Annotated in this window: 12 protein-coding genes, 1 pseudogene and 3 riboswitches; of the genes and pseudogenes, 3 read left to right on the forward strand and 10 right to left on the reverse strand. The window is 54.6% G+C overall.

The annotated features are described in order from the left end of the window. Window positions 1–36: 36 nt before the first annotated feature. The 3 genes from kdpB to kdpF are packed head-to-tail and all read right to left on the reverse strand — an operon-like array spanning window position 37 to window position 3876. Window positions 37–2070 carry a potassium-transporting ATPase subunit KdpB gene (kdpB, locus tag ET464_RS09830; RefSeq protein ID WP_129440465.1) on the reverse strand — a complete coding sequence of 678 codons (2034 nt, stop codon included), beginning with the start codon at window positions 2068–2070 and terminating at the stop codon, window positions 37–39. Window positions 2071–2086: 16 nt separating this feature from the next. Further along, complete coding sequence (gene kdpA, locus ET464_RS09835) at window positions 2087–3766, reverse strand: potassium-transporting ATPase subunit KdpA (protein ID WP_129440467.1); 1680 nt, start codon at window positions 3764–3766, stop codon at window positions 2087–2089. A gap of 32 nt (window positions 3767–3798) precedes the next feature. Continuing rightward, window positions 3799–3876, reverse strand: a complete 78-nt coding sequence (kdpF, locus tag ET464_RS20860) for a K(+)-transporting ATPase subunit F (RefSeq protein ID WP_129444250.1) — start codon at window positions 3874–3876, stop codon at window positions 3799–3801. 356 nt (window positions 3877–4232) lie between these two features. After that, a riboswitch (cyclic di-AMP (ydaO/yuaA leader) is annotated at window positions 4233–4434 on the reverse strand. Window positions 4435–4551: 117 nt separating this feature from the next. Continuing rightward, a riboswitch (cyclic di-AMP (ydaO/yuaA leader) is annotated at window positions 4552–4789 on the reverse strand. Between the two features lie 381 nt (window positions 4790–5170). Then, window positions 5171–5335, forward strand: a riboswitch (cyclic di-AMP (ydaO/yuaA leader). A 5-nt stretch (window positions 5336–5340) separates the two neighbouring features. Here kdpF and ET464_RS09845 point away from each other — a divergent pair. Both ET464_RS09845 and ET464_RS09850 read left to right on the forward strand, forming a co-directional pair. Continuing rightward, a complete protein-coding gene (locus ET464_RS09845; protein ID WP_129440469.1) occupies window positions 5341–5949 on the forward strand; it encodes a hypothetical protein in 609 nt (202 codons plus the stop codon). Window positions 5950–6109: 160 nt separating this feature from the next. After that, window positions 6110–6481 (forward strand): hypothetical protein, encoded by a 372-nt coding sequence (locus ET464_RS09850; protein WP_129440471.1) that lies wholly within the window; start codon window positions 6110–6112, stop codon window positions 6479–6481. Between the two features lie 89 nt (window positions 6482–6570). Here the strand turns inward: ET464_RS09850 and ET464_RS09855 are convergent, their stop codons facing one another. After that, window positions 6571–7803, reverse strand: a complete 1233-nt coding sequence (locus ET464_RS09855; RefSeq protein WP_165279967.1) for a DUF445 domain-containing protein — start codon at window positions 7801–7803, stop codon at window positions 6571–6573. Between the two features lie 240 nt (window positions 7804–8043). Between ET464_RS09855 and ET464_RS09860 the strand changes: the two genes are divergently transcribed. After that, a complete protein-coding gene (locus ET464_RS09860; RefSeq protein ID WP_129440475.1) occupies window positions 8044–8676 on the forward strand; it encodes a TetR/AcrR family transcriptional regulator in 633 nt (210 codons plus the stop codon). A 219-nt stretch (window positions 8677–8895) separates the two neighbouring features. On the opposite strand, the gene kduD is transcribed toward ET464_RS09860, so the two are convergent. The 6 genes and pseudogenes from kduD to ET464_RS09890 all read right to left on the reverse strand — a co-directional run bounded on the left by kduD (window position 8896) and on the right by ET464_RS09890 (window position 14568). Beyond that, entirely contained in the window at window positions 8896–9651 is a 756-nt protein-coding gene (gene kduD / locus ET464_RS09865; RefSeq protein ID WP_129440477.1) for a 2-dehydro-3-deoxy-D-gluconate 5-dehydrogenase KduD, read from the reverse strand. A 131-nt stretch (window positions 9652–9782) separates the two neighbouring features. Next, the gene (locus ET464_RS09870; RefSeq protein WP_129440479.1) at window positions 9783–10532 is read right to left on the reverse strand and encodes a DeoR/GlpR family DNA-binding transcription regulator; all 750 of its coding nucleotides are present in this window, start codon (window positions 10530–10532) and stop codon (window positions 9783–9785) included. A gap of 6 nt (window positions 10533–10538) precedes the next feature. Continuing rightward, complete coding sequence (kduI, locus tag ET464_RS09875; protein WP_129440481.1) at window positions 10539–11372, reverse strand: 5-dehydro-4-deoxy-D-glucuronate isomerase; 834 nt, start codon at window positions 11370–11372, stop codon at window positions 10539–10541. 313 nt (window positions 11373–11685) lie between these two features. Then, window positions 11686–12516 (reverse strand): alpha/beta hydrolase, encoded by an 831-nt coding sequence (locus tag ET464_RS09880; protein ID WP_129440483.1) that lies wholly within the window; start codon window positions 12514–12516, stop codon window positions 11686–11688. Between the two features lie 15 nt (window positions 12517–12531). Continuing rightward, window positions 12532–13568: pseudogene (locus tag ET464_RS09885) on the reverse strand (FecCD family ABC transporter permease). Next, entirely contained in the window at window positions 13561–14568 is a 1008-nt protein-coding gene (locus ET464_RS09890) for a FecCD family ABC transporter permease (protein ID WP_129440485.1), read from the reverse strand. Before ET464_RS09890 ends, ET464_RS09885 begins: the two are co-directional and overlap by 8 nt. Window positions 14569–14575 lie beyond the last annotated feature (7 nt).

The raw sequence follows: 14575 nt of genomic DNA on the forward strand, positions 1-14575 counted from the left end.
GCTTGCGGCCCATTCGTCCGTCGTTCAATGCATTCGTCATATCCATACATGAACAACCAAGTCGATCAGCTTAATTCCGATAAACGGAGCGGCCAGCCCGCCGAGGCCATAAATAAGCAGGTTGCGGCTGAGCAGCTTGTTGCCGCTCATCGGCTTGTAGGCAACACCTTTCATCGCCAGCGGAATCAGCAGCGGAATAATAATCGCATTAAACACAAGCGCCGATAAAACAGCCGACAGCGGCGAGCCGAGCTTCATGACGTTCAGCGTATCCATCTGCGGAATCGCGGCCATAAACATCGCCGGGATGATGGCAAAATATTTGGCCACATCGTTAGCAATGCTGAACGTCGTGAGCGCGCCGCGGGTCATTAGCAGCTGTTTGCCGATGGCGACAACTTCGATGATTTTGGACGGATCGGAGTCCAGATCAATCATGTTGGCCGCTTCTTTGGCCGCCGCCGTGCCGCTGTTCATCGCAAGTCCCACGTCGGCTTGCGCCAGCGCCGGAGCGTCGTTTGTGCCGTCGCCGGTCATCGCGACCAGCTTGCCTGCCGCCTGTTCCCTGCGGATGACGGCGATTTTGTCCTCCGGCTTGCTTTCGGCGATATAATCGTCGACCCCCGCTTCTCTGGCAATGGTCGCCGCCGTAAGCGGATTGTCGCCCGTACACATGATTGTGCGGATACCCATCCGGCGAAGCTGATCGAACCGTTCCTTCATGCCCGGCTTAACCGTATCCTTCAAATAAATGAGGCCATAAATTTTTTTGTCGACCGCCACGGCCAGCGGAGTTCCGCCTTCCGCCGCAATTGCGCTGGCATTCGCGTCCAAACCCTCAGGCACGTCCCCGCCTTGCGCCTGCACCCATTGGCGCACCGCATCGACGGCGCCTTTGCGCACCTTCCGCCCGTCCGTCAGATCAATGCCGCTCATTCGGGTTTCAGCTTGAAACGGAATAAACTCCCCGCCCTCTGCAATCGCCGCATCATAAGAAATGCCGTGTTTCTTCATGTAGTCCAGCACGGAACGCCCTTCCGGCGTATCGTCTTTCACCGAGCCGATTGCCGCCCAGACGGGCAGCAGCTCCCTGCTGCAAGAACCAACCGGAATAAAATCGCTTGCCATCCGGTTGCCAAACGTAATCGTGCCCGTTTTATCCAAAATCATCGTGTTAATGTCGCCGGCCGCTTCCACTGCTTTCCCCGACATCGCCAGTACGTTGAAACGGGTCACCCGATCCATGCCCGCAATGCCGATGGCGGACAGCAGCCCGCCGATGGTCGTCGGAATAAGGCAGACCAGAAGGGAGATCAATACGGGAATTTCCAGATCAATGTCCAAATAACCGGCGATTGGTCCAAGCGTGACGACCACGATCAGGAAAATAAGCGTCAAGCTCGTCAGCAGCGTATTCAGCGCGATTTCGTTCGGGGTCTTCTGCCGTTTCGCCCCTTCCACCAGCGATATCATCCGGTCGATAAACGATTCGCCCGGATCCGCCGTTATCCGCACCTTGATCCGGTCGCTGACAACTCGTGTTCCGCCGGTTACAGAGCTGAAATCGCCGCCCGCTTCTTTCATGACCGGAGCCGATTCCCCGGTAATCGCCGATTCGTCCACCGAAGCGACGCCTTCGACGACTTCGCCGTCGCCGGGGATCATCTCGCCTTGCTCTACGACAATCAAATCGCCTTTCCTCAGCTCGGTGGACAGGACTGTCTTGATGCCCGTCTCCGTCACTTTATTTGCCTTCATTTCGGTTTTCGTCCGTTTCAGCGTATCCGCCTGCGCTTTGCCCCTGCCTTCGGCCAGCGCTTCCGCGAAGTTCGCGAACAGCACGGTGAAGAGCAGGATGAAAAATACCGCTGCATTAAATCCCCTGCTTCCCGGCGCGTCAAACGCGGCCGGGAACAAAACCATCAGCAGCACCAGTACGGTGCCGATCTCTACGACAAACATGACGGGATTTTTCATCATCGCAACCGGGTTCAGCTTAATCAAGCTATCCTTTAAGGCTGCTCCGACCAGTTCGGGCGTAAGCAGCTTCTTTTTTCGTGAATCGTTCATCTTCTATCACCATCCGTTATCGCATTGTCAAATGTTCGGCAACAGGCCCAAGCGCAATCGCCGGCAAAAAGGTCAAAGCCCCAATCAGGATAACCGTGCCGGCCAGCAGTCCGGTAAACAGCGCGTTATTGGTCCGGAATGTCCCAAGCGTTTCCGGTACCGGCTGCTTGCGCACAAGCGAACCTGCGACGGCGAGCATCGCAATCATGGAAATGTATCTGCCGAACAGCATGACAAGGCCGGTGCTGACGTTCCAGAAGGCCGTATTGTCAGCCAACCCTTCGAAACCCGAGCCGTTGTTGGCGGCCGACGACGTATATTCGTACAGCACCTGGCTAATGCCGTGGAAGCCCGGGTTCGTAATCGCCGAACTGCCGGCGTCTATCGCCATGGCTAGCGCCGTCGGCACCAGAATAATAAACGGATGCGCTAGTATCGCGACGGCGATCAGCTTCATTTCCTTTGGCTCGATTTTGCGCCCGAGAAATTCCGGCGTGCGCCCGACCATGAGGCCGCAAATAAATACGGCCAGTATGGCGTACATCAGCATGTTGACCAGGCCAACCCCTTTGCCGCCAAACACGACGTTCAGCATCATTTCGGCCATCGGCACCATGCCGCCAAGCGGCGTCAGCGTATCGTGCATATTATCGACCGATCCGGTCGTCGCCGCCGTCGTCACAGCCGTAAACAAAGCGGACTGCGCAATGCCGAACCGCGTCTCCTTGCCTTCCATGCTACCTTGGGAGGCATCTGCGCCAAGCGAATGAATAAGCGGTGTTCCGGCTTTTTCCGAAGCATAGGCAGTTGCCAAGAACACTAAGAACAAGCACATCATCGCCGAGAAAATGACCCAGCCCTGCTTTTTGTTTTTGGCGAACAAGCCAAACGTATAAGGAAGAGCAGCCGGCAGCGCCCACATCGACACAATCTCGATGACATTCGTCAGCGGATTCGGGTTCTCGAACGGATGGGCGGAGTTCGCTCCCATAAAACCGCCGCCGTTTGTGCCTAGATGCTTGATCGATTCCAGCGAAGCGACCGGACCGATCGCGATATGCTGCACGGCGCCTTCCAGCGTCGTCACCGATAACGTCGGGTCAAGCGTCTGCGGCACTTGCAGCGCCACAAGCACAAGCGTAATGACGAACGCAAACGGCAGGAAAATGCGGGTGTGCGCTTTGACAAAATCCTCGAAAAAGTTGCCGATCGTTTGTCCTTTGCTCGTAAGGCCGCGCACGAAAGCGATCGCTACCGAAAAGCCGGTTGCGGCGGACGTAAACATCATCATCATGATGACCGCCATCTGCGAGAAATAGGTAAGCCCCGTTTCGCCGCTGTAATGCTGCAGGTTCGTATTCGTAATAAAGCTGATGACCGTATTAAACGCCAGCGACTGCTCCATATTGCCGATTCCGTTCGGATTAAACGGAAGCCCGGTCTGCACCCGCAGGATGATATAGCTGACCGCGACAAGCACCACGTTCGTGAGCAGGAAACTAAGCGTGTAGGTTTTCCAGGTCATGCCGTTCCTTTTTTTCAGCCCGATCCATTTATAGAGCAGCCTCTCTACAGGTCCGAATATCCGGTCCGTCCAGTTCGGCTCGTTCGAGAACACATGGTACACATAGGTGCCAAGCGGTTTAACGAGCAGGATCACAACCGCCACAACAACCGCCATCTGCAAAATTTCCATTCCATAACCCCCTAAGGAATAACTGCGCCCGATCAGAATTTATCCGGATGGAGCAGCGCGTACACCAAATACAAAAATACAAATACCGTAACAACCGCTGCCAGAATCACGTTTCATCCCCGCTTTCCTGATCGTCTATCGTCTTGCCGCACCAGACTGCAAACAAAACGTACAGCCCAAAGCATAAGGCCAGCGTCAAAACCATACATAAGTCCGTCATGTTCAACCTCCAAATAAACCTGCGTAATGGCACAATAAACCGCGGTCCATTGCGCTGAATGGTAAATCCGTTCCAATAAAATGTGCTTATAAGCCCCATTTTCCTGAAAAAAGGCAACAAAAAAGAAGCCTTAGGAGCAGAGAAGCAGCTCCCTCGGCTTCGGCTTTACGGCAGCGCAAGCGAAGCTTCGCCTATGCGGCAAAAGCTTGGCTGCGCCGCTATATCAAGCAGCAGCACGATATCGAGTGTCTCTCCCGGACACGCTTACGAGGTTAGCTGTCGGATTCGGGCGCGGAAGTCGCCCTACGCGCTGCTTCATTGAAGCCGCGCGACTCACCCCATGGGCGGATTGGCTGCGCCGGCTCTTGAATAGCCAGCCGGCAGCCTGTTCCCGCCCGTTTGGTTCCCCCGCTTTTGCCATTCCGGCAAAATTCAGCGACTGGGTACTGCGAATAGCACCCATATGGTTTTAAACCGTCATGCACAATAGCATAGCGCCATGCCGGCGCAAAAAAGCCGCAGAGGCACAGTGACCTCTGCGGCCAAAATAAGCCACAGCTCATCATCCCTCTCTCGAACAACGCTTACGAGGTTAGCTGTCGGATTCGGGCGGTGAGAGTCGCCCTACTTCAAGCATGCTCCATGGTGCCTGCTTGAAGATTCACCCCTTGCCGCGCGCCAAACCGACTCTCACATCGGATTGCCTGCACAGCGGACCGCAGCAGGGCAAATTGCGGCTTGCCCCGTCATGCGGATGGTTCCCCCGTTTTCCGTTTGCGACGGAAACTCAGCGATTGGAAATCATTTGAACTTGCATGAACTGAATCTTACTCCCGGCACAAGCTGCTGTAAAGAGAATAGAGAGGCGATTTAGGCAGAAATTGGTGAGGTTTGAGTATATGTAAACCGCTTTCTTTTTTAAAAATCTTTAAAATGCTCAAAATATCTCGCGGATACTTCATTTCCCGAAAATTGCACATAGATTCTTTTCGTTGCCGCAGCCCATTTTCCCCTATAACAGTCATAGCTGCGGGCAAAAACGAGTATTTATAAAAGATAAAGGAAAATGCTGCGGCCATTCAGGGAAAAAGGACAAAATCGTGTAAAGGATATGCCGCATCGGCCAGCGAAATATTTACAAAGCGGGTTTTCAGGTTTACTATAAACCTCATACCCAGTTACGGTACATTTTTGCGCTGAATTTTTTGGAGACAAAAAAGCGGGGGACCCAATCGGCATGCGGAAATGAAGTATGCCATCCGGGGTGAATCGTTGGCCGCGCGCCATCGTAGGGCTTCTCTCTAGCCCGAATCCGACAGCTAACCTCGTAAGCGAACGAAGGAGAGAATGCTCTATGTTTCAATCTGCGGAAATGTTAACAGACCGCCTCGCCAATCATTTGGCGATCGAAGTCCCTCACGCGTCCGAAATCCAAATCAAGCGGATCGAACTGTTCGTCATCCCGGCCATCAGTATTGATGCGCCCGGATACCGCGTCTGTATGCGGATCACTGCCGCTTTGGGTTACGGATGGAGCGAAACGTTTATCGAAAAGAAAGAAAAGCCATCCGATTGGGTGCATTGGAGCAGCTGCCTCGTCCACTATATTAACACGGGGAACGATTATAACCGTGAAGACAACACGCTCGACAGCCGCCTCCGGCATATGTTTGTTACTGCAGTAGATCAGATCAGCAGCCACCGGCTGCAGACAGCTGCTGCAGATAGCGCCGAAAGCGTAGAGAGGGCGGTCGGCGCCGGGAGCACAGCCAGCTTGGCGGAAGAGCAGCTAGAGCAGGGGCAAAATACCGGACAGGCGGCAGAGATAAGCTCCGCAGCCGCTGCGGAACGTGAAGCGGATGCGGAGAACCAGGCGGCTGCAGCCGTTGAAAGCGGAAGCGAGCCTTTTACGGAAGATGTGACGCTTTTAGCGCGCTCGGAATGCTATATTTCGCTGTTTTAGATGCGGGGCATCTGCTGCCCGGCAATCAATCGCTGTTTCATTGGCTTCATGCCTCTTAAACAGCGATTTTTGCATGCTCCGGCACATAACTTTGGCATCCGGCGGGAAAAATGGATTCAGCATGACTATGCCGGATTCGAGGGAATGGAGGACATTCAAAGTGGCGGAAAAAAACATCCTCGCTTTTTTTAAAAGCCCCGAGCAAGCGGAACTTGCCCATGCCGAGCTTAAAAAACTGAAGCTGGTGGACAGCTCGATCGACCGGATCGACGGTTATTCCGGCGGAATCGACCGGATTGAAAATCCGTTAACCGGCGATTTTCCAGGCTTGGCGAATATTACGCTGGGCAATCAATACCCGCAAATCGACGCAGCCGTGCTGGAAGCTTCCGATGTGAGCGCAAGCGGGCTCAGCTCTTCTTCTCCGCTGGGCGATACGACAGGCCGGGATATTGTGCTGACCGCCGTTATAGAAGAGGAAGATTTCGAGCAGGCGGTGCGAGTCGTAGAAGATTACGGGGCGCTGATTTAATGCCTCCCGGCAGCCGCGCTGCAAAACCAAACAAGCCTCCTTTTGCCCTTACGGGTGTAGGAGGCTTGTTTGGTTTTGCAGTTAACCCGTTAAATAAACGACAATACGATCCCGACCAAAAATCCGCAAATCGCTCCGTTCACCCGGATCCACTGCAGATCGCCGCCGATTTTTTCCTCCAGCATATTCACCAGCGACTGATCGTCCAGCTTGTCGAGGTTTTCACGGACAAGCAGCCCAAGCCTGTAGTGGTTAACTTCAATCTGATGCGCGGCAAATTCAAGAATATGATGCTCCCAGCGGACGACTGCCTCGTGATGCGCCTTCGCAAGCTCTACGGCATAACGCAAGCCCTGCACAACAATACGCCCGCCATTGGACCGCTGCTCGTCCAGCTTGGCCAGCAGCATCGCTTTGCCATCCGCTGCCCGTTCCTCCAAAAAACGCAGCATTGCCGGGCTTTCCGCTTTGCTGCGCAGCCATTCCTGCAGACGCACGATCAGTTCATCGTTACCGGCGAGCTTTTGCAGTTCACCGCGGACCGATGCCAGCAGCTTCGTACGCATCGCACTTCCTTCACGGCTTAAATCGCGTATCGTGGAGAGCAGGATGCCTTGCAGCATGGAGCCCAGCTTCTCTTCGCTCATAAAACCGATAAAAGCCTGCAGGGCAAAACCCATGAAACCGCCGACGCGCAGCTCGTCCAGCTTTTGCATCGCCAGCTTGCCCATCATATCTTCCGTTTCGCGCTTTAACGCCCAAGCCTTCAGCCGGCCCAGCGCATGATCAAGAGCTTTTTCATCCCAGCCTTCGTCGGCTGCGGACTGCACCAGCTTCGCTGCCAAAGGCTGCAGCTCCATGCGCCCGGCGTAATGGGCGGCCGCCTGCTGCAGCCAGACAGCGGCTTTATCCTCGGGTATACGGCGGACCGCCTGCTCCGCAGCTTCAATGACAGCAAGCCGAACGGAACGTTGTTTCGCGAAACGGACCGCCCCGGAACCAAGCCAGTCGGTCAGGCGAAGCTTTTTCAGCTTTTCGGTAATGCTTTTTTTGTTCAGCAGCTCGTTTTCCATTGCCGATATAAGCGAATTGACGATTTTGTTCCGGTTTTTAAGCAGCAGCGACGTATGCGGAATCGGGATGCCCATCGGATGCCGGAACAGCGCCGTTACCGCAAACCAGTCTGCCAGTCCGCCGACAAGGCCGGCCTCAAAGCCGGTATGGAGCATATTCACCCACCAGCTGTCCGTCAGCCACCTTGTTGCGAGAAAACCGGCAGCCATCACGATGAGCGAAATTATCGCAATTTTTTTTGATTTCAATGGTTTTCCTCCAAGCGATGCATTCGATTTCGGTTGATATGCCATAATTATACCAAAATTTTCAGCTGTAATTCGTAAATAACCGAAATCGGCAGCTTTTCCATGATAGGGGGCCAGCATTCCGGTGCAGAAGGCGGCTTCATTCCGTTATAATGGAAAAAAACGCTGCAAGCCGGGCGAGGGGCTAAACCGACGTCCGGTTCACTCGTAAATGAAACAAATGAGGTGGAAACAACAGTTATGGCATTAATCGGAGTGAGGGAAAAGAAAAAAAATGCGCGGTACAAAAGCATCGTGCTGCAAGCCGAGCGGCTATTTCTCGAAAACGGGCTGGACCATGTCCAGATGCAGGATATCGCTGATGCCGAAAGAATCGGCATTGCCACCCTGTTCCGCTATTTTCCGAAAAAAGACAAGCTGATTGTAGCGGTAGCCGTTGCCAATCTGGAGCGGCATATCGGCAAATACAAGGAGCTTGCCGGCGCAAGCAAACCCGCCTATGAGCGGCTGGAGAACGTACTGGATTATTTGACGCGGGAAGACCATCTGCAAAGCGGGGTAAAATTCCGCGAAGCTTTCGAAAGCTACGCTTCTTTCGCCAAAAATCCGCTGACGGATATCCAGGATTACATCGAAACCCAAAAAGAAATTACGGGCATCTTCATGGAGATTGTGGAAGCCGGAATAACCGACGGCTCGATCCGGGCGGACATTCCGGTCAAAGAAACGGTCATTACGATCATTAATGCCTACGGCACCTTCTGCAACAACATCGCCCTCAAGTCGCCGATTTCCTATTTGGAAGAAGATATCGCAACCCCCAACCAACAGCGCATTTTGAAACAAATGCTGTTATCCTATATCCGGCCCTAATCCAGATGTCGATTTTGACCGGTCCGTATAGCCGCTGCCGCTGCTTTTCTTAAACAAAGGATGACGAATTTCCAATTTCCGCAAGGCACGTGCAACATAAGGGTTCCAGCCTATGCAATGCAAAAAAAACACCTGCGTTTTGCACGCAGGTGTTTTACACATATTCTCGCAGACGTTTCACGAATGCCTCTGCTCGAAAGTTTCACTAAGCCAAATCATCTAACGGTTCATCCAGCCGCCGTCCACGCATAATACGTGGCCGCTCATGTAGTCGGATGCCGAAGAGGCAAGGAATACTGCCGCGCCCGCAAGGTCTTGGCCGGTTCCCCAGCGTCCCGCTGGGATACGGTCCAAAATTTGCTGGCTGCGGACCGGATCGTCACGCAGCGCTTCCGTGTTGTCCGTCGCCATATAACCCGGAGCGATAGCGTTCACCTGGACGCCCTTGGACGCCCATTCATTGCCCATTTCCTTGGTCAGGCCGGCTACCGCATGTTTGCTTGCCGTATAACCCGGCACATTAATGCCGCCCTGGAACGACAGCATGGAGGCGATGTTGATGATTTTGCCCGAGCCTTGAGCAATCATCCGTTTGCCTGCTTCCTGGCTCAATACAAAAACGGAATTGAGGTTGACGTTCAGCACATCCTCCCAATCCTTGTAGCTGTGCTCGGCAGCCGGCGTGCGGCGGATAATTCCCGCATTGTTCACAAGGATGTCGATGCGGCCAAAAGCCTCCACCGCCTGCTCAATAATGCCAGGCAGCTTGTTCAGCTCGGCTACGTTCGCTTGAATCGTAATCGCTTTCCGGCCTAACTCCCGCACTTTGGCGGCTGTCGAATCCGCCGGTGTACTGTTCGTTACGAGCACCAGGTCCGCCCCCGCTTCCGCCAGGCCAACTGCTATTGCTTCGCCAAGGCCCCGGCCTGCGCCGGTTACAACGGCTACTTTACCCGTCAAGTCAAAATACCCCACTGCCGTTCCTCCCTTATCCTATTCAATCCTTCATCGCCGCTGCCGGTGTAAATGGATGCTAATCGCCGCTTCACGCGCCGATTATCGCCAGCTGCCGCTTATTGCTCCCGTGATGGCGATCTGCCGCAACGCTAAGCCCGCAAAATACGAACGCCGGCGCTTTCATATTTGTCCACAACCGCCTGGTCGATCGCTTGGTCCGTAATAATGCAGTCTACATCTTCAAGGCTGGCGAACGTAATAAGCGCCCCGCGGTCAAACTTGCTGTGATCGGCAAGGCAATAAACTTCCTTGGCGCATTCCAGGTAAACCCTTTTTAAAGCTGCCAGCTCTTCGGTAAAAATCGTCAGCCCGTATTCCGGGTGAATGCCGGTCGCCGACAAAAACAGCTTATGGACGTTCAGCTTCCGGATCCAGTCATGCGAATCCGTTCCGATCAGCAGATTATGATGGCGGTAACCGCCCGGCACAACAAGCCGGATCTGCTCCTTCGCCGTCAGCTCCCGGATAATAAGCAAATCGTTCGTCAGCACGGTCAGCGGCATGTTGCGCAGCCGGCGGGCGATTTCGAGCGTCGTGCTGCCGGCATCAAGCGCAATAATATCGTTGGGCTCGATGTGGGCGAGCGCCATTTCGGCAATCGCCGCTTTCTCCTTCTGGTGCTTGACGTTGGGCAGCTGGAGCGGAAGCAGCTCGCCCTCCGACTCCAGAACCGCCCCGCCGTGTATACGGCGAAGCAGCCCTTTTTCCTCCAGCTTCTCCAGATCCTCGCGCACCGTCTTTTCCGTTACTTTAAACCGCTCGCTGAGCTCGGACACCTTCACGCTGCCCTTCCGCTCCAGCTCTTCTACAATATGGCGATGGCGATCCGCTGCAAGCATTCGTCTTTATTTCACATCTTTCATCGGAATAAAGTCTTGATCGGCAAACGTATAGTTTTCGCCTGCCATCGCCCAGCAGAACGTATAGTTGCTTGTGCCCGCGCCCGAATGAATCGACCATGGCGGGGAAATAATCGCTTCCTCGTTAGCCACAACGAGATGGCGTGTTTCCGAAGGTTCGCCCATCATGTGGAACACGCGTGCGTCATCGTTCAAATCAAAATACAGATAAGCTTCCATGCGGCGGTCATGCACGTGGGTAGGCATTGTATTCCAGATGCTGCCCGGCTTCAGGCTTGTAACGCCCAGCATCAGCTGGCAGCTTTGGATGCCGCCTTCATGGATATATTTGTTCAGGACGCGTTCGTTTGATGTTTCAAGCGAGCCAAGATGCGTCGGATTGGCTTCCTGCTCCGTCATTTTGCGGGTCGGATATTCAGCGTGCGCCAGCGCGGAAACCAAATAAATTTTCGCAGGATTGTCGTTGTTTTTGCTGGCGATTTGTACATTTTGCTTGCCTTTGCCGACATACAGCACTTCCAGTTTGCTCAGCTCGTACACTTCGCCGTCAACCGTAATGACCGCTTCTCCGCCGCCGATATGCAGCAGGCCAACTTCACGGCGCTCCAGAAAATATTCCGTTTTGAGCGTATCTTTATCTTCCAGCGTAAGCGTCTCGCCAGCCGGGAAAGCGCCGCCGATAACCAGCCGGTCGTAATGGGTGTATACCATATTGATCTGGTTAGGAACAAACAAATGTTGTACGAGAAACTCTTTGCGCAGGCGCGCCGTATCGTATTGCTTAATATCCGTTGGATTTGTCGTATGACGTACTTCCATGAAGAAAGCCTCCTTATAATCGCACCGTGATTTTGTTTGTTTTTGTTCGTTTTCATAATATCACACTTTTTCGAACATAAAAAGAGTTTTTTTAAACAATAAAAAAGCTGGCCGGACACGATCGTCCGGCCAGCGTAACTGGCAGAGCAAAACAAACCAAAATGAACGTTCTGCGCAGCAGTCGGCTATGGGAGCGTTCATAGGCTTAAACGCTCCCCGTGCACGATGCGCCGCGTGCAGCCCCGGCGCGCATCGCACAGGCTAGTCCGCATGCAGCCCGTCGCACGGCGGGTTGCATGCAGCCGCTCCCGCCTTAGGCGTTCGCCTGGAGCGGAAACACAAACCGCAGCATACGGCTGATAAGCGGATGAATGACGGAAACATGCGTCTCCCCTTCAAACAGATGATAGTCCACTTCAAGCTCTCCGCCGGCTTCTCCGGCCAGCAGCTCATTCGCGCGGAACGCTCCTTCGAGTATCGCCGCCTTCTCCCCGGCGCCCGCTGCGATCATCAGCTTCGCCTGCAAGCCTTGTTCCCGCAAGCTTCGGCGCAAGTCCGGCATCCGCTGCAGCAGCTCGTAATCGTTCCACCAGACGGAAGGGCTGCCCGCAACATAATGGCTGAACGACTGCGGCTTCTCCGCCAGTGCGTACAGCGTAAACAAGCCGCCTAGCGAATGGCCGAACAAAGCCTGCCTGCGGAAGTCCATCGGGTAACGGCGCGCCAGCTCCGGCTTCAGCTCGCACTCGATAAAAGCCAGGAACGCTTCCGCTCCTCCCCCTTCCGGCCAAGGCGTGCCGTCCGGGCGCAGCCCGGCCTGCCGGCCTTTTAACGTATAGTCATAGAAACGCCGGTTCACGACAAACGGCTCATCGGATTCATAACCGATTCCCACAATCATGCCGGGAACAAGCCCTTGCTGCGGATGGCGCGACTGCAGCCGCATCGCTTCGGCCAGCGAGCCGAAGCAGGAGTTGCCGTCCAATGCAAATAACGCCGGATACCCGGCTTCCGGCGCGGCCGTCTGCGGTTTATATACGAGAATGCGGTAGCTTAAGCCGGACTGCGCATGCAGCATAAACGTTTCGGTCAGCGGAACGCCGTACCGGCTGGAAACTTCAATGTCGCGTATTGGATGGTCCATACATGCCGCCTCCTGTTAACGTGATTTTCTGAGCAAAAAAATAAAATAAGGGACGCCGATAATCGAAACCACGATGCCCGCGGCAAGCTGTACCGGCGCAAATACCGTCTTGCCGATAAAATCGCCGGATACTACCATTGCCGAGCCAATGATGCCGCTGACGGGAAGCACATGCCGGTGCTTGAACCCGGCCAGCCTTTTCGCCATATGCGGCGCTATAAGCCCAACAAACCCCATGCTGCCGGCTACGGCTACACTGGCAGCAACCAGGCCGACGCTGCATACGAGCAGCACTTTCTTTTCCTTCTCAACCGCCGCGCCAAGGCTTTGCGCGCTGTCCTCCCCAGCTGCATCACATCGAGCACGGAGGAGCGCAGCCAAATCAGCACAGGCAGCACAACCACCCAGGGCAGCATCGAAGCGACAAACGCCCAGTTCGCGCCATAGATGCTGCCTGCCAGCCATACCGCCGCCGCTTCATAATCCTTTGGATTCATCTTCAGCGAAAGGTACAGCGTAAGCGCGCCGAAGCCCGAGGCCGTCGCAATTCCGACCAGAATAAGCCGCTGCGGGTCAAGCTTTCCTTGTTCGCGGGCAAAATAATAAATACACGCTACGGCAACTATGCCGCCGGCGACGCCAAACATCGGCCTTGCCATCACAGCCGTAAAGCCGGTCCCTGCCAACTGATCCTGGAACAAAAACATAAACAGCACAACGGCAAGGCCTGCTCCCGCATGGATGCCCAGAATGCCGGGATCGGCGAGCCCGTTGCGGGTAACGCCTTGCACAACCGCTCCGGCAATGCCAAGCGCATAGCCGACCAGCAAGCCAAGCACGATTCGCGGCAGCCGGAAATCAAACACGACCAGATCATAATCCGGATTCGGATCGATCCGGAGAAGCGTCTTGGCGATATCCGCCACCGACATGTCGAACGCGCCGTTCGTCAGGCTGATGTAAAAGGCAGCCAGCAAAAATACGCCACCAGCCGCATAAATGACCCACAGCCTGCGCGGGGAACGGGTGGAATGCGAGGAATGGTCAGCCATGTTTGCCGCCTCCTCTCGTCTTGATTAAATACAGGAAAAAAGGCACTCCAAACATAGCCGTTACGACGCCGACCGGCGTTTCAAACGGGCTGTTAATGAACCGGGCGAGCAAATCGCATAAAGCAAGGAACAAGCCGCCCATGACGGCCGATAAAGGAATAATGATACGATAATCGACTCCGGCCGCCATTCTGGCGATATGCGGAATAATAAGCCCGATAAACGCGATTTTGCCGGCAAGCGCCACCGATACCCCCGTCAAAATGACAACTGCAAGCATAACCAGCGCTTTGACGACGGCTGTCCGCTGTCCAAGCCCGGACGAAATATCATCGCCCAGCGACAGCACCGTTACCGATTTGGACAAATAAAAAGCGAGCCCGAGCCCTACGGCCGCAAACGGCAGCGACAGCTTCAGCAGCTCCGGATCCATCTGGTGCAGCCTGGCGTTATACCAGAAGCTGATGGATTGCGACATCTGAAAATAAGCGGCGATGGCCGCCGATGTACCGCTCAGGAAGGTGCCGATCACCGTCCCCAAAATGGCTAGCTTAACAGGCGACAGCCCTTGCGGAATGAGGCTGGCAATGCCAAACACAAGCGCCGTCCCGATGGCAGAGCCGATCATGGATACGGCAATAAGACTGACGGAATGGGTGCCAGGGAATAAAGCGACTGCCGTCGTCACCGCAAACACCGATCCGTCGGACACTCCCATAATGGAAGGGGACGCCAAATAGTTCCGCGTCATGCCCTGCATCAGCGCTCCCGACACCGCCAGAAAAGCGCCGATCAGCATAGCTCCGACAACACGCGGCAGCCGCGAAGAGCGGATAATTTGATGATCCACGCTGCCGGGATCGAAATGAAACACGGCGTCCCATACCGTCCCGGCTGTAATTGATTTTGCGCCGTACATGACGGACAGGATCACAAGCAATACAGCCAAAACCGGCGCCATCACGAAGATGACAGCCGGTATGAAACGTTTGCGGCGCATAATCAAC

Source organism: Paenibacillus protaetiae (genome assembly GCF_004135365.1).
Taxonomy (GTDB): Bacteria; Bacillota; Bacilli; order Paenibacillales; family Paenibacillaceae; genus Paenibacillus_AP; species Paenibacillus_AP protaetiae.